Below are 14,859 nucleotides of genomic sequence, written 5' to 3'. Positions count from 1 at the left end.
ACAGCTCTGGAATGGTGGAAGACGAAAAGGCCCTGCAGCTTGTGCATGGCCGTGTGAAATGGTTCGATCCGGCAAAAGGCTTCGGGTTCATCGTGACCGAGGAGAACGGAGCCGATATCCTGCTCCACGCCAATGTCCTTCGGAACTATGGCCAGAGCTCGGTGGCGGACGGGGCGGGCATCACGGTCAAGGTCCAGAGCACCCAACGGGGCGTTCAGGCGGTGGAGGTGGTCGAGATCGAGCCGCCGGCCGGGACGACGTTCCACCTGAGCGAGGATAGCGAGGCCACGACACCCGAGGAGATCGCTTCGCGTCCGCTCGAGCCGGGCCGGGTGAAGTGGTTCGACAAGGGCAAGGGCTTCGGCTTTGCCAATGTCTTCGGCCGGTCCGAGGATGTCTTCATCCATGTCGAGGTCCTGCGGATGTCGGGCTTTGCCGACCTTGCCGCGGGCGAGGCGGTGGCGCTGCGCATCATCGAGGGGCGGCGCGGGCGCATGGCGGTGCAGGTGGTCTCGTGGGAAGCGGCAGCGCGTCAGCATCAGCAACCGGTCTGAGGGCGCTGGCCCTCGCGCTGGTGTTCGTTCCCGGCGCGGTCTGGGCCGACTGCCGGCCGGACACTGTCGAACTGCGCACCCAGACCGGCGAGACCGTGCGCTTTTCGGTGGAAATTGCGGATGCGCCCGAGGAGCGGTCGCGGGGCCTCATGCATCGCAAGAGCCTGCCGCGGTCGTCGGGGATGCTGTTCCTGTTCGACGAGCCGCACCGGGCGAGCTTCTGGATGCGCAACACGCTGATCCCGCTCGACATGATCTTCGCAGGGCCCGACGGGACGGTGAAAAGCGTTCATGCCGAGGCGGTGCCGGGCGATCTGACCCCCATCACCGGCGGCGACGGCATCCAGAGCGTGCTCGAGATCAACGGGGGACTTGCCCGCTCGCTGGGGATCGGTCCGGGGACCGTTCTGCGCCATCCGGGCATCGCACAGGCGACGGCCGCCTGGCCCTGCGACTAGACGCTGCTCGCCTCTCGGCGTGAGGTCAGGCCAGTGCCGCGGCCGCCACGAAGACCGCGGCTTCGGAAAGCTGCTGGGACGCGCCGAGGATGTCTCCGGTCTGGCCGCCGATCTTGGCGCGGGCCACCAGGCCGAGCGCCAGGGCCGCAGATGCCGCGGCAAGGCCAAGGATCAGCGCGGCAGGGCCCGAGACCAGCAGCGCCACCGCCAGTGCCACCAGTACCGCGAGCCGGGCCTGACGCCGGTCGGGCCGGCCGAGCGACTGCGAGAGCCCCGCGCCGCGCGCGTTCGGAAGCCAAGCCATCAGCACCACCATCGGCACGCGCGAGAGCACGGCGGCCGCGACCAGCACCGCGCTGCCGCTCTCAAGCGCCGCCGCCAGAGCCGACCAGCGCACGAGGCCCACGAGCATGAGGGCGGCCACGCCATAGCTGCCGGTGCGGCTGTCCTTCATGATCTCGAGCCGCCGCTCGCGCGTCCAGCCGCCCCAGAGGCCGTCGGCGGTATCGGCAAGCCCGTCCTCGTGCATCGCGCCGGTCACCAGCGCCTGCGCAGCCAGCGCCAGCGCCGCGGCGACCGTGGCGGGCAGCCCGGCGGCGAGGCTCAATGCCGCCACCAGCGCCGACAGCCCGCCCACCGCCACGCCGGCCAGGGGCCAGGCCCAGGCGGCCGAGGCGCCGCGATCGGGCAGGGACCGCGCGCGCAGGGGCAGCCGCGTCAGCAGCGCCAGCGCCAGCAGCACATCCGCCCACCGCTGCGACAGCCTGTCTTTCACCTTGCCTCTCCCGTGCACTGGTCTCCACTGAGAGTTCCCGATACCGAAGCCGCATCAGCCAAGCAACCAGAAGGACCCGCCATGAAGGCTCCGTTCACCTCCCTCGCAGGCTTCCGTGCCGTCTTCGACGCCCTGCCGCAGCCGGATGCGGCCGCGCTTGAGGCGGCCACCGTGCGCAACGGGCAGCTCACGAAGCCGAAGGGCGCGCTGGGCCGGCTGGAGGGGCTGGCCATCTGGTATGCCGGCTGGGTGGGCGACGGGCGCCCCGCGCTCGAGCGGCCGCAGGTGGCGATCTTCGCGGGCAATCACGGCATTGCCGCGCGCGGCGTCTCGGCCTTTCCGCCCGAGGTCACGGTTCAGATGGTGGCGAATTACCGGGCCGGCGGGGCCGCGGTGAACCAGCTCTGCAAGGCGGCGGGTGCAAGCATGACCGTCACGGAACTCGATCTCGACCGGCCGACGCTCGACTTCACCCAAGGCCCGGCCATGACCGAGGACGAGCTGGTTGCGGCGCTTGCGGCGGGCTGGGAGGCGGTCGAGGACGAGGCCGATCTTCTCGTCGTGGGCGAGATGGGGATCGGCAACACCACGGCGGCCGCCGCGATCGCGGCGGCGCTCTTCGGCGGATCGGCGGGAGACTGGACCGGCCGGGGTAGCGGCGTCGAGGGGGCGGCGCTGGAGGGCAAGACGCTCGTCGTGGCCCAGGGGCTGGAACGGCACGCCGAGGCGCTCTCGGACCCGGTCGAGGTTCTGCGCCGGCTGGGCGGACGCGAGCTTGCGGCCATGGCGGGCGCGATCGCGCGGGCGCGCGTCGGGCGCATCCCGGTGATCCTCGACGGCTTCATCTGTTCGGCCGCCGCGGCGGTGCTGCATGCGATCCGGCCCGGCGCGCTCGATCATGCGGTGGCGGGCCATGTCAGCGCCGAAGGGGCCCATCCGGCGGTTCTGGCGCGGCTGGACAAGGAGCCGATCCTGAACCTCGGGATGCGGCTCGGAGAGGGGACCGGCGCCATCGTGGCCATCAACATCCTGCGCAGCGCGGTGGCCTGCCTGTCGGGCATGGCGACCTTTGCCGAAGCCGGTGTGGCCGAGGGCTGAGCCGCAGCCCTATTCCGCAGCCTCGGGATCGGGCCGCGCCTGGCTCTCTTCCTCAAGGAGCGCCGTCTCGAGGTCGGCATCGAGTTGCCGGGCGCGGGTCACATAGGCTTCGTTGAGATGGGCGGGCTGGCCGGGCACCCAAAGCTCGGCCAGATCGCGCATCGCGGCCCGGTCCACGCGGTAGTAGGTGCGCGACCGCTGCGCCGCCTCATACTCGCTGAAGCCCATGTTCTCGAGCACATAGCGCCCGGCCCGGATCGAGCTGTCGAAGGTCTCGCGCACGATGTCGTCGGCGCCGGCCTGATAGAGTTCATAGACATGCACCCGGTCGCGGGCGCGGGCCACGATATGCAGGTCGGGGCGGACCTGTCGGGCGTAGCGGACGATTTTGATCGCATTCTCGCGGTCGTCCACCGCCACCACCAGCACCGCCGCCTCGTCCAGACCGGCCGCCTGCAGCAGATCGGGGCGCGTCGGGTCTCCGAAGAAGCCCTTGACGCCGAAGCGGCGCATGATCTGCACGGCCATCATGTCATGGTCGAGAACGACCGTCTGGATGCCGCTCATCCGCACGAGGCGGTTCACCACCTGCCCGAAACGGCCGATGCCCGCGATGATGACGCGGCCCTTCTCGTCGATCGGGTCGGGCCGGACGGCCGGCTGCTCCTCGCCCAGGCCCGAGAGCCAGCCGGCGATGAGGAAGAGGACGGGCGTCACCAGCATCGAGAGGCTGATCACGATCAGCGTCTTCTGCGCGACGAGCGAGGCAAGGATGGCCTCCTGTGCCGCAAAGCCCACCAGCACGAAACCGAACTCGCCCGCCTGCGCGAGGCCGAGTGTCAGGAGCCAGCGGTCGCGCCCCCGGAGCCCGAAGGTCTCGGCCAGCGCAGCCAGCACCAGCACCTTGACGAGGACCAGCGCCAGCGTGAGCGCGATGAGCGGCCAGGGATCGGCCGCGAGCAGGCGGAAGTCGATCCCGATCCCGACGGCCATGAAGAAGAGGCCGAGCAGGATGCCCTTGTAGGGCCGGATGTCGGCCTCGAGCTGGTGGCGGAACTCGGAGTTGGCCAGCACGACGCCCGCAAGGAACGTGCCGAGCGCGGGCGACAGGCCCACGATCATGGTCAGGAAGGACGTGCCCGCGACGGTGAAGAGCGCGATGAAGCTGCCCATTTCGGGCAGGCGCGAGGCATGGACATAGCGGAACACCGGCCGGGTGAGGTAGTGCCCGCCGAGCACGATGAAGCCCACAACGCCCAGCATCACCAGCGTGTCGGCCCAGCCCGGCAGCGATTGGAGAAAGCCGATGATCGGCCGCGCGGGGCCTTCGGCGGCGTCGTGCAGGTGGGCGCTGGCCGAGGGACGCAGCGCCAGCAGCGGCACCAGCGCCAGCATCGGCACCACGGCGATGTCCTGCGCCAGCAGCACGGCAAAGGAGCTGCGGCCCCCGGCGGTGCGCAGCATGCGCCGCTCGGTCATGGTCTGGAGCACGATGGCCGTCGAGGAGAGCGCCGCAACCATCCCCAGCACGGCCGCTTCCTGCCAGTTGAACCCGAGCCAGGCGAGGCCGAGCGCCGAGACGAAGCTCGTGAGACCGATCTGCAGCCCGCCGAGCCCCACGAGCGACTGGCGCATCCCCCAGAGCGTGGCCGGGTCAAGTTCCAGCCCCACGAGGAACAGCATCAGCACGACGCCGAACTCGGCATAGTGGCGAAGGTCTCCGGTCTCGGCCCCGGCAAGTCCCAGCACCGGCCCCATGACGATCCCGGCCGCCAGATAGCCCAGAACCGAGCCAAAGCCCGCGCGCACGGCGAGCGGCACGATCAGCAGCGCCGCGCCGAGGTAGATGCTTGCCTGCAGAAGGAGGCTTTCCATGTCGCGCTGCCCGCCGTGCCCAAGGTGGTCAGGCTATCGCCCGGCCTTGCGCCCTGTCCATCCTGTCGCTGTGCCCGAACTGTCGCGGCTGCGGCCGATGATCCGGCGCGTTGGCCCCGGAGCTCACCCCTTCGGCATGCTCAGGGCGAACATCCGGCTGCCCTTCTTGTAGCGCAGTTCGGAGGCGGTGATGGCGGCCACGACCCCGCCGTCAAGCCGGTCGCCCACGCGAAGCTTGACGTAGCGCCCGTTGGACTGGCGAACGAGGGCATAGCGGTTCGAGGACGTCCCATAGACGCCGATCAGATTGGTCTTCGACAGGTTGATGGCCTTGGTGAAGGTCGCATTCTGCGCCACGTTGGCGCGGGTCGGGATCCGGGGGGCGGCGACGACCTCGGGTTCGTCATCGTCCTCGGGCAGGGGGGCCGCGACGGCCGGCGCCACCTGCCGCGGGGCCGGCGCCGCGGCAACGACGGGGGCCGGGGCGGGGGCGGGCGTGTGCGGAGCCTGAACGGCGGCGGCAACGGCGGCCTCGATCGCGTCCGAGAAATCGTTTGGCCGGGCCTCGGGCTTGCGCGAGACGGCGAGGGCGAGCGGGCTGATCGCGCCGCTCGAGGTGGCCACCGCTTCGGGAGCGCCATCGGGTCGCGGCGCGGGCGTCAGCGCCATGGCAAGCGTCGCCCCCTGCGCCTCGGGCTGGCCGGGTTCGGGATCGACCGGGCGCAGGCGCGGACGAAGGCTGCTCATCCGCGGGGTGGCGGCTTCGGTTGCGGCCTCGGGTTCGGCGGCCGCCTCTTCGGCTTCGGGGCGTGCGGGGCGCTCTTTCGGCCGCCGGCCCGAGAGCGCGGGGTCGGCGACGGCCGGGGTCGGGGCCTCCGCGGATGCGGCACTGGCCGGGCCGGGGAAGATCGAGCCCGGGCTGGCCGCGGCGCGGGGCGCGGCTTCGGCGGCGGGCGCTGCCGCCTCGGGCTCGGCCACGGACGGGCGGCGCGGGGGCAGGATCGGCGGCTTGCCCTGGATCAGCAGGAACTCGCCGGGGGCCAGCACGCCTTCCGGGCTTGGCCGGATCAGGCCGCGCTCGTCGAGTTCGTAGCTTGCGCCGAAGGGGGGCGGCGGCAGGGGCATCCCCGGCGCGGCATCGAGTTCGACCGGCGGCGGCGGCAGCGCCACCGCGTCGAGCGACGGCAGCGGCGAGTCCATCGTCGTGAGGAAGATCTCGTCCTGCGGCGTCTCGGCGGGCTTGGCCCGTCCGCCCTCGTCAGAGACCACGCGCGGCGCCTCGGCGGCCGGGGCGGGCGCCTCGGCGGCCTCGGTCGCAGCGGGTGTCTCGGCCTCGGCCGGGGCGCCTGCATTTGCGGCCTCGACAGGCTCTTCGGGCTGCGGTTGCGCGGAAACGGCCTCTTCGGGTGGCGGTTCCTGATCCGATGCCAGAAGCTCCGGCGTCGCCTCGGAGATGGCGAGCGCGGTCCTCGGCCCATCCTCGTTGGCGGCAACAAGGTAGGACGAGAGCGCCGCGACCGCCGCCAGCAGGACGAGCAGCGCGACCGTCAGTATCAGGCCGAGAAAGCGCGGCTTGCCCCGCGTCGGCGCGGGCTTGCCGCCAAAGACGCCGAACGGCTTGTCCGGGCGTTCCTCGGTCTTCGGCTGTTGCCGTGCCGGCCCCGTCTGCGCCTTCGGCCGCGCGGCCGCAAGCCCCGGCGCCGTCACGGCGGCCGGAGGTGCGGCGCGGCCGGTCTGGGGCGCCGGGCCGCGCGGAGGCAGCGCCGAGCGGCCGCCAGGGGCGCGCAGGACGGGTTCGGCCGGGCGCGCGGGCTTCGGCTCTGACGTGACACGCGCTGCGGGGCGGGTGTGGATGGCCTCGGCCGCGACCCGGCGGCTTGCGAAGGTGCCGGGCGGCATCTCCGGCACATCGTCGCCCTCAAGCTCGACATACGGCGCTTCGGGCACCTCGGGGCTTGTCACCGCAGGCTTGGGCGGCGGGGGCGGCGTGAAGGGCGGAAGCTCGCGCGCGTTCGGGATCGGCCGTTCCGGCGCCCGGACGAGCGGCGGCGGCATGAAGAACTCGTCCTCCGGGGTGGGAGGCTCTTCCTGCGGCACCGCTTGGGCCGCGGGTTCGGCCTCGGTCAGGAAAGCCTCTGGCTCGACGGGCTCTTCGACCTCGGGTTCGGGCAGGGCAAGGGCGCTCTCGTCCGGCGTGAGCGAGGCCAGTGCGGCGAGATCGGGCGCGGGCTCCCACGGCTCGTCCTCGGCCGGCCCGAAGGCTTCCGGCAGTTCCGGGGACGAGGTCTCCTCGGGCTCGGCAGGCGCAGGAACGACCGCCACCGGCTCATCCGTCCCGGGCGTGGGCGGGTCTGCCTCGGGTTCGGCGGGCGCCGTATCTTCGGGCAGCTCGGGCACGGGCGGGGCGGGCGGCGGCGCCACGGCATCCGGCGCGGCCTCGTCGAGGACCGGCCCGGCGTCGGCCGGACCCTCCTCTTCGGCGGGCTCAGGATCCTCGGCGATGTCGAGCGGCAGGATCCGAATCGGCTCGGCGTCGCGCTCCACCCTCGTGCCGTTCGGCAGGCGGCGCTGCGCGGCGGAAAGGATGCCGAACGAGGGCTCGCGCGGGAAGCTGCCGTTGACGGGGATGGCAACGAACGCCACCGGGTTGAAGCCATGCTGCTCGGCGAAACCCTCGGCCTCGTCAAGCGTCTCGCGTGCAACCACGGCCACGCGCACTTCATCGCCCTGAGGCTCGAAGTCGTAGACCAGATCCTTGACCTCGTAGGGCGTCAGCCCCTCGAGACCCGCGCGGATCTGCGCCCCCCGGCTGGCCCGGTCCGGCCCCGGCGCGGCCAGCGTGGTATAGAGGACCTGCGAGTTCGGGATCACGATCTTGGCGGTGACCCCCGCCTCTCCGGCGTCGGCCTGAGCCGCCTGGCGCAGGGCCGCCAGCGCCTCATCGAGGTCGGGTGCATCAAAGGGCACCCGCCCCAGTTCTTCCCATCCGTCGGGCATCCGCCGAAGCAGACTCGCGGCCTCAGGCGTAAGGTTGAGGGCAAATCTCGGTTTCATTTCGCGGGTCTAGCACATCTGGCGGCACACCGGGGAGTCCGGGCCTCGGCCTTTCCGGTGTTACAGCAGCTTTTTGCCGAATGGAAGGAAAACACCCAAGGATCGCCTTGCCCGATGCGTCACAGAGGTGAACGCTGCCATCTCCAAGGAGGAACATTCCAGATGAACATTGCGAAAGTCCTGATGCTCTGCACCGCTGTCGCGCTGCCCGCCGGCGCCCTCGCCGGGTCCGCGCTGGCCGAAACCGCGCGCCTGACGGTGACGGGCGAGGGAATGGTGGCGGGCCGACCCGATCTGGCGACGATCACGCTGGGCGTGACCAGCGAGGGGGCGACCGCGGCCGAGGCCATGTCGGGCAACAGCGCGAACCTGGCGCGGGTGCTCGAGCGGCTGAAGGGGGCCGGCATCGAGGACCGGGACCTGCACACCTCGGGCCTCTCGCTCAACCCGAACTGGACGCAGGGGCCCGACGGGGCGGCGCCGCGGATCGAGGGCTATGTCGCCTCGAACATGCTGACGGTGCGCGTGCGGGATCTTGCCCGGCTCGGATCGGTGCTGGACGAGGCGGTGCAGGACGGGGTGAACACCCTGCACGGGGTCAGCTTCGCCCTGGCCGATCCCGAGCCCGCGATGGACGAGGCGCGCAGGAAGGCCGTGGCCAAGGCCCGGTCGCGGGCGGAGCTGCTGACCGATGCGGCCGGCGTGACGCTGGGGCCCATCCTCGAGATCCGCGAAGGGGGCGACGACTATCGCCCGCCGATGCCGATGTACCGCGAGGCCGCGATGGGTGCGCCCGTGCCGGTGGCCGAGGGAGAGATCGAGACCACCGCGCGAGTGACGCTGGTCTATGAGATCGTTCAGCCCTGATAACAGGGGATTCAGGGGCGATCTTCATGTCGCCCCTGAAGTTTGGCCTCAGGCCGTGGCCTTCGCGAGCGCCTGATCGAGGTCGGCGATCAGGTCGTCGGCATCCTCGATCCCGATCGACAGGCGCACGACGTTCGGCGCGGCCCCCGCCGCCTCCTGCTGCTCGGGCGAGAGCTGGCGGTGCGTGGTCGAGGCCGAGTGGATCACCAGCGAGCGCGTGTCGCCAAGGTTCGCCACATGGCTGAACAGCTCAAGCGCGTCCACGAGCTTGACGCAGGCGTCGTAGCCGCCCTTCACGGCGAAGGTGAAGAGCGCGCCGGCCCCTTTCGGGCAGATCCGCGCCACGCGATCGTGCCACTTCGAGGAGGGAAGCCCCGCGTAGGTGACATATTCGACGCGCGGATCGGCCTCGAGCCACTCGGCGATCCGGCGGGCGTTCTCGACATGGCGGGCCATGCGCAGGCTGAGGGTCTCGATCCCCATCAGCGTGTAATGCGCCCCCTGCGGGTTCATGGTCATGCCCAGGTCGCGCAGCCCCACGGCGATCGAGTGGAACGTGTAGGCCATCGGCCCCAGCGCCTTGTGGAAGACGAGGCCGTGATAGGCGGGCTCGGGTTCCGAGAGGCTCGGGAACTTGCCCGAGGCCGACCAGTCGAACTTGCCGGAATCGACGATCACGCCGCCGGTGACGGTGCCGTTGCCGGTCAGATACTTGGTCGCGGAATGGACCACCAGCGTCGCGCCATGCTCGATCGGGCGGCAGAGCCAGGGGGTCGCGGTCGTGTTGTCCACGATCAGCGGCAGGCCCACCTTGTCGGCCACGGCCGCCACCGCGTCGAGATCGGTGATGACACCGCCCGGGTTGGCGATCGTCTCGCAGAAGATGGCGCGGGTATCCTCGTCCACCGCGGCCTCGAGGGCGGCGAGGTCGTCGAAATCCACGAACTTGGCTGACCAGCCGAAGCGCCGGATCGTCTGCGAGAACTGGGTGATCGTGCCGCCATAGAGGCGGGTCGAGGCCACGATGTTGCGCCCCGGCCCCATCAGCGGGAAGAGCGCCATGATCTGCGCCGCATGCCCCGACGAGCAGCAGACCGCGCCCGCGCCGCCCTCGAGCGCGGCCACACGCTCGGCCAGCGCCTGAACGGTCGGGTTGGTCAGGCGCGAGTAGATGTAGCCGACCTCCTCGAGGTTGAAGAGGCGCGCCGCATGGTCCGCATCCCGAAAGACATAGGCGGTCGTCTGGTAGATCGGCACCTGCCGCGCGCCCGTCGCCGGATCGGGTCTGGCCCCGGCGTGGATCTGCAGCGTGTCGAAGCCGAGCTTGCGGTCTGAGCTCATCGGTCTCCCCCCTCTGGTCTGGTTCGGGCGACCCTAGGGGAAAGCCTTCCGCCGCACAACGGGCGCCGCGCCAGCCGAAACGACCCTCGGTCGTGTGTCCGGCCATGAGCCGCAGAGCAAGCTGGACTGGCGGGAGCACGGGACCGGAAGGGGGCGCGTCGGGCGTTGCCGGTGCCTTTCCGGGTGCCCGCACAGGAAGTCGGAGCGGGGGGCAGAAATTTTCGTCGAGGGCTCTTGCGGAAGCCGGAAAGTGGCGGTAGTACCCGCCTCACAGGGCGATTAGCTCAGCGGTAGAGCGCTTCGTTCACATCGAAGATGTCAGCGGTTCAAATCCGTTATCGCCCACCATCATACCGCACCATCCCGGCACAGACGGCATGCAGACGCCCGCGCAAGAGCGCGGGCCTTCGGCGTTGCGTAGCTTCCGTGCCGGAGGCGGCAGCCGCGCGGAAGGCACGGCTGCGCGTGGGCTCAGGGATCAGAGCAGCGCCAGAATCCGCTGCGCCTCGGTGTGGATGTCGGCGAGTTTCGCGCGATCCTCGCCGGGGTAGAAGCGGCCGCGGGTGGCGGTCGGCATCGGATTCGGGGTCTCGATCAGGACGCGCGGGCCGATCTTGCGGGTCTCGGCCTGCCAGCTCCGCACGAGGGCCATCTGCGCGGCCTTGGTCGCGCCATAGGAGCCGAAGAAGGGCTCGCCGCCGCGCGGATCGTCGAAGAAGAGGGCGGTGCCCTGACCGGCGCGAAGCAGCGGCTCGACCATGGGGATCAGGATGCCGGTCGCCCGCACGTTGGTCGCGATCGACTTGTCCCAGTCCTTGGGCTCGACATGGCCCGTCGGGCAGAGCGGTGCCGCATGGATGGCCGCATGGACCCAGAGATGCACCGCCCCCCAGCGGTCATAGATCGAGCGGCAGAGGTGGCGCATCGCATCGTCGTTGGTCACGTCCATCGGCGCGAGCGTGGCGGGCTCGGCGCCCGGCCTGCGGCCGCGGATGCGGTCGTCCATGTCCTCGAGCCCGCCGGTGGTGCGAGCGACCGCGACCACATGCCAGCCCGCAACGCCGAGTTCCTCGGCGATCGCGGTGCCGAGCCCGCGGGAGGCTCCGGTTACAAGGGCGATGCGGGGCGAGGGCAGGGTGCTCATCGGGGCGGCCTTCTGACTGGAAAAACGCCGCGACTCCGGGTCTGCGGCGCTTCAGCCTATGGCCAAAAACACGGGTGGGCGCAAGCGGGGGGGGCGGCGCGGGCAGCCGGTGCGCGCCGCGGGGCGGGCGGCCTACTGGGCCGCCTTCATCTCGAACCCCTGGTCGATCTTGTCCGACGGAGCCACGGGATAATCGCCCGAGAAGCAGGCGTCGCAGTAGCGCGGGGCCTTGGGGTCGCGGCCCGCGGCCTCACCCACGGCCCGGTAGAGGCCGTCTAGCGAGATGAAGCGCAGCGAATCCACGCCGATCCAGTCGCGCATCTCGTCCTCGGACATGTTGGCGGCCAGAAGTTTGGCGCGTTCCGGCGTGTCCACCCCGTAGAAGCAGGGCCAGGCGGTGGGCGGGGAGGCGATGCGGAAATGTACCTCGGCCGCGCCGGCATCGAGGATCATGTCCTTGATCTTGCGCGACGTCGTGCCGCGGACAACCGAATCGTCCACCAGGATCACCCGCTTGCCCTTGATCAGGGCGCGGTTGACGTTGAGCTTCAGCCGCACGCCCATGTTGCGGATCTGCTCGGTCGGCTCGATGAAGGTCCGCCCCATATACTGGTTGCGGATGATGCCCATCGCATAGGGGATGCCCGATTGCTGGCTGAAGCCGATGGCGGCCGGTGTGCCGGAATCGGGCACCGGGCAGACCAGATCGGCGTCCACGGGCGCTTCCTTGGCGAGTTCCACGCCGATCTGGCGGCGGGTCTCATAGACCGAGCGGCCGCCGAGGATCGAGTCGGGCCGCGAGAAATAGACGTGCTCGAAGATGCAGAAGCGGGCCGGGCGGCGGTCGAACGGGTGAAAGCTCTCGATGCCCTTCTCGTCGATCACCACCATCTCGCCCGGCTCGACCTCGCGGACGAAATCGGCGCCGATGATGTCGAGGCCGCAGGTCTCCGACGACAGCGCCCAGCCCTCGCCGATCCGGCCGATCACCAGCGGGCGCACGCCCAAGGGATCGCGCACGCCGATCAGCTTGGTGCGCGTCATGGCCACGACCGAGAAGGCCCCCTCGACGCGGCGCAGCGCGTCCTTCATCCGCTCGGGGATGTTCTTCTGGATCGAGCGCGCCATCAGGTGGATGATGCATTCGCTGTCGGACGAGGACTGGAAGATCGAGCCGCGCTCGATCAGTTCGCGGCGCAGGGCCGCGGCATTGGTCAGGTTGCCGTTGTGGGCGATCGCCGCACCGCCCATCGCGAACTCGCCAAAGAAGGGCTGCACGTCGCGGATCGCGGTCGCGCCCTTGGAGCCGGCGGTGGAATAGCGGACATGGCCGATGGCAAGCGCCCCCGGCAGGGTGGACATGGTCGCGGGATCGGTGAAGTTGTCGCGGACGTAGCCGAAGCGCCGGGCCGAGTTGAAGCCGTGCTCGGGATCGTAGGAGACGATGCCGCCCGCTTCCTGCCCACGATGCTGCAGGGCATGCATGCCGAGGGCCACGAAATTGGCTGCGTCACACACGCCGATGACACCGAAAACGCCGCACTCTTCCTTCAACTTGTCATCGTCGAAGGGGTGGCTCAGGAAGGGGCGCATGGGAGGGCTCCGAATCCGAGGGGAGATTGGCCCCTCATGTAGTGGCTTGTCATGCCTCTGTCACCCTCACAAAGCCGTGCTCCGTCAGTTGGCGGGTGCGGGGGCCGGGGTGGCGGGTGCGGGAGCGGTGCAGCTGCTTACGAGCTGCTCATAGCGGGCGACGATCCAGCCGGGCGCGTCCGTCGGTATCGACTGGTCGATGTTCTCCTGGAAGGAGGCAAAGACACGCGCCGAGCGGGAATTGTCCACCATCGGGATCGTGTTCGAGGCCACGGCCCGGTCATAGACGATCAGCGCCACCGCCACGAGCACCACGCCGCGCAGGACGCCGAAGAGGAAGCCCAGGCTCTGGTCGAGGCCGCCCAGAGCGGAATTGCGGATGGCCGAGGAGAAGAGCGGCGTGAACAGCGACAGGAGCACGAGGGCGAGGGCGAAGACCGCGGCGAAGGCCGCGATGATCGACAGCTCGCAACTGTCTCCGAGGAAGTCGCCGAGGACCGGCACCTCCTTGATCAGGGGCTGGGCCTGCGCCGCGAAGACGAAGGCGAGGACCGCCGCCGCCACCCAGCCGGCAATCGCCATGACCTCGCGGACGAGGCCGCGCGAATAGGCGAGGATCGCCGACAGCACGATGACAGCCGCAACCACGGCGTCGATGATGGTGAAGCCTTCCATGTGCCCGCTCCTTCGGCGTTACCCTGCCCCGAACATCTCACCCACGAATGCCGCGAGGTCGGGCATCTGGCGCACCCGCATCCCCGCGTCCTGGCCCACTTTCGAGCGGGTCGGCGCAACTGCCTGCGAGAAACCAAGTTTCGAGGCCTCTTTCAAGCGGCTTTCCGTCTGGGTCACGGGGCGAAGGGCGCCCGAGAGGGAGATCTCGCCGAAAAGCACCATGTCGGGCGGAATTGCCACATCCTCACGCGCCGAGACGAGGGCCGCGGCCACGGCGAGGTCGGCGGCGGGTTCCGAAACCCGCATGCCCCCGGCCACATTCAGAAAAACGTCGAGGCCCGCGAAGGGGATGCCGCAGCGCGCCTCGAGGACGGCGAGGATGGTCGAGAGCCGGCCGCTGTCGAGGCCCACCACCGTCCGGCGCGGCGTGCCGAGCGGCGAGGGAGAGACGAGGGCCTGGATCTCGGTGAGGACCGGGCGCGTGCCCTCGATGCCCGCGAAGACGGCCGAGCCGGGGGCGGGCTGGTCGCGGTCCGACAGGAAGAGCGCCGAGGGGTTCGAGACCTGTGCCAGCCCGCCGCCGGTCATCTCGAAGACGCCGATCTCGTCGGCGGGGCCGAAGCGGTTCTTGACTGCGCGCAGGATGCGGAACTGGTGGCCGCGCTCGCCCTCGAAATAGAGGACGGTGTCGACCATGTGCTCGACGACGCGGGGGCCGGCGATCTGGCCCTCTTTCGTCACATGCCCCACGATGACGATGGCCACGCCCCGCCGCTTGGCGAAGGTCACAAGCTCGTGCGCCGAGGCGCGGACCTGGGCCACCGAGCCGGGGGCCGACTCGACATTGTCGAGCCACATGGTCTGGATCGAGTCGATGATGGCGAGCGCCGGGCGCTCGGCGTCGAGCGTGGTCAGGATGTCGCGCAGGTTCGTCTCGGCGCCTAGCGCCACGGGCGCCTGCCCGAGGCCGAGCCGCTGGGCGCGCATCCGTACCTGCGCCGCGGCCTCCTCGCCCGAGATGTAGAGGCACTTGACCCCGCCGTTGGCGAAGCTTGCGGCCGCTTGCAGCAGGAGCGTGGATTTGCCGATGCCCGGATCGCCGCCCACAAGGATCGCCGAGGCGGGCACGAGGCCGCCGCCGAGCACGCGGTCCAGCTCGTCGATGCCCGAGGAGGTACGCGGCGGGGGCGCCTCTTCGGTTGCGAGGTCGGTCAGCGCGATGGTGCGGCCCTTGGCGCCGAGCGCCTTCGGGCCGCTCGAGAGCGGCGTCTCCTCGGCGATCGAGTTCCAGGCGCCGCAGGCGTCGCAGCGGCCGGCCCACTTGCGGTGGACGGCGCCGCAGGTCTGGCAGGTGAAGACGGGGGAGGACTTGGCCATGGCGCCTTTTGCCCGCTCGCGCAGGGGGGCGCAAGCCGGCAGGCGGAG

12 protein-coding genes and 1 tRNA gene are annotated in these 14,859 nt (G+C 70.6%); 5 read left to right on the top strand and 8 right to left on the bottom strand.

Going from position 1 to position 14,859, the window contains the following annotated elements; all coding sequences use genetic code 11:
• Positions 1 to 11 precede the first annotated feature (11 nt).
• The gene (locus FG154_RS00770) at positions 12 to 554 is read left to right on the top strand and encodes a cold-shock protein (protein ID WP_145103348.1); all 543 of its coding nucleotides are present in this window, start codon (positions 12 to 14) and stop codon (positions 552 to 554) included.
• Entirely contained in the window at positions 515 to 1,012 is a 498-nt protein-coding gene (locus FG154_RS00765) for a DUF192 domain-containing protein (protein WP_425456815.1), read from the top strand. Before FG154_RS00770 ends, FG154_RS00765 begins: the two co-directional genes overlap by 40 nt.
• Positions 1,013 to 1,037: 25 nt before the next feature.
• On the opposite strand, the gene cobS is transcribed toward FG154_RS00765, so the two are convergent.
• The gene (gene cobS, locus FG154_RS00760) at positions 1,038 to 1,787 is read right to left on the bottom strand and encodes an adenosylcobinamide-GDP ribazoletransferase (protein WP_145103346.1); all 750 of its coding nucleotides are present in this window, start codon (positions 1,785 to 1,787) and stop codon (positions 1,038 to 1,040) included.
• Between the two features lie 81 nt (positions 1,788 to 1,868).
• On the opposite strand from cobS, the gene cobT reads away from it, so the two are divergent.
• Positions 1,869 to 2,885 carry a nicotinate-nucleotide--dimethylbenzimidazole phosphoribosyltransferase gene (cobT, locus tag FG154_RS00755; protein ID WP_145103343.1) on the top strand — a complete coding sequence of 339 codons (1,017 nt, stop codon included), beginning with the start codon at positions 1,869 to 1,871 and terminating at the stop codon, positions 2,883 to 2,885.
• Positions 2,886 to 2,894: 9 nt separating this feature from the next.
• On the opposite strand, the gene FG154_RS00750 is transcribed toward cobT, so the two are convergent.
• Together FG154_RS00750 and FG154_RS00745 are read right to left on the bottom strand one after the other, a co-directional pair.
• Positions 2,895 to 4,760: a cation:proton antiporter domain-containing protein gene (locus FG154_RS00750; RefSeq protein ID WP_145103340.1), complete on the bottom strand. Its 1,866-nt coding sequence runs from the start codon at positions 4,758 to 4,760 to the stop codon at positions 2,895 to 2,897.
• Positions 4,761 to 4,883: 123 nt separating this feature from the next.
• Positions 4,884 to 7,757, bottom strand: a complete 2,874-nt coding sequence (locus FG154_RS00745; protein WP_246100096.1) for a translation initiation factor 2 — start codon at positions 7,755 to 7,757, stop codon at positions 4,884 to 4,886.
• Positions 7,758 to 7,976: 219 nt separating this feature from the next.
• Here FG154_RS00745 and FG154_RS00740 point away from each other — a divergent pair, with 219 nt between their 5' ends.
• Complete coding sequence (locus tag FG154_RS00740; protein ID WP_145103334.1) at positions 7,977 to 8,681, top strand: SIMPL domain-containing protein; 705 nt, start codon at positions 7,977 to 7,979, stop codon at positions 8,679 to 8,681.
• 48 nt (positions 8,682 to 8,729) lie between these two features.
• Here the strand turns inward: FG154_RS00740 and FG154_RS00735 are convergent, their stop codons facing one another.
• Positions 8,730 to 10,022 (bottom strand): O-acetylhomoserine aminocarboxypropyltransferase/cysteine synthase family protein, encoded by a 1,293-nt coding sequence (locus FG154_RS00735; RefSeq protein ID WP_145103332.1) that lies wholly within the window; start codon positions 10,020 to 10,022, stop codon positions 8,730 to 8,732.
• 273 nt (positions 10,023 to 10,295) lie between these two features.
• On the opposite strand from FG154_RS00735, the gene FG154_RS00730 reads away from it, so the two are divergent.
• Positions 10,296 to 10,370, top strand: a tRNA-Val gene (locus tag FG154_RS00730).
• Between the two features lie 130 nt (positions 10,371 to 10,500).
• On the opposite strand, the gene FG154_RS00725 is transcribed toward FG154_RS00730, so the two are convergent.
• From FG154_RS00725 to radA, 4 genes are all read right to left on the bottom strand, one after another.
• Positions 10,501 to 11,166: an SDR family oxidoreductase gene (locus FG154_RS00725; RefSeq protein ID WP_145103330.1), complete on the bottom strand. Its 666-nt coding sequence runs from the start codon at positions 11,164 to 11,166 to the stop codon at positions 10,501 to 10,503.
• 132 nt (positions 11,167 to 11,298) lie between these two features.
• On the bottom strand, positions 11,299 to 12,759 hold the full coding sequence (purF, locus tag FG154_RS00720) for an amidophosphoribosyltransferase (RefSeq protein WP_145103327.1): 1,461 nt from the start codon (positions 12,757 to 12,759) through the stop codon (positions 11,299 to 11,301).
• Positions 12,760 to 12,843: 84 nt separating this feature from the next.
• Positions 12,844 to 13,434 (bottom strand): CvpA family protein, encoded by a 591-nt coding sequence (locus FG154_RS00715; protein ID WP_145103324.1) that lies wholly within the window; start codon positions 13,432 to 13,434, stop codon positions 12,844 to 12,846.
• Positions 13,435 to 13,452: 18 nt separating this feature from the next.
• A complete protein-coding gene (gene radA / locus FG154_RS00710; RefSeq protein WP_145103321.1) occupies positions 13,453 to 14,811 on the bottom strand; it encodes a DNA repair protein RadA in 1,359 nt (452 codons plus the stop codon).
• Between the last annotated feature and the right edge of the window lie 48 nt (positions 14,812 to 14,859).

This window comes from Cereibacter sediminicola (assembly GCF_007668225.1).
GTDB lineage: Bacteria > Pseudomonadota > Alphaproteobacteria > Rhodobacterales > Rhodobacteraceae > Cereibacter_A > Cereibacter_A azotoformans.
Note: the sequence above shows the minus strand (reverse complement) of the source record. Positions and strands in the feature narration are given on the sequence as shown.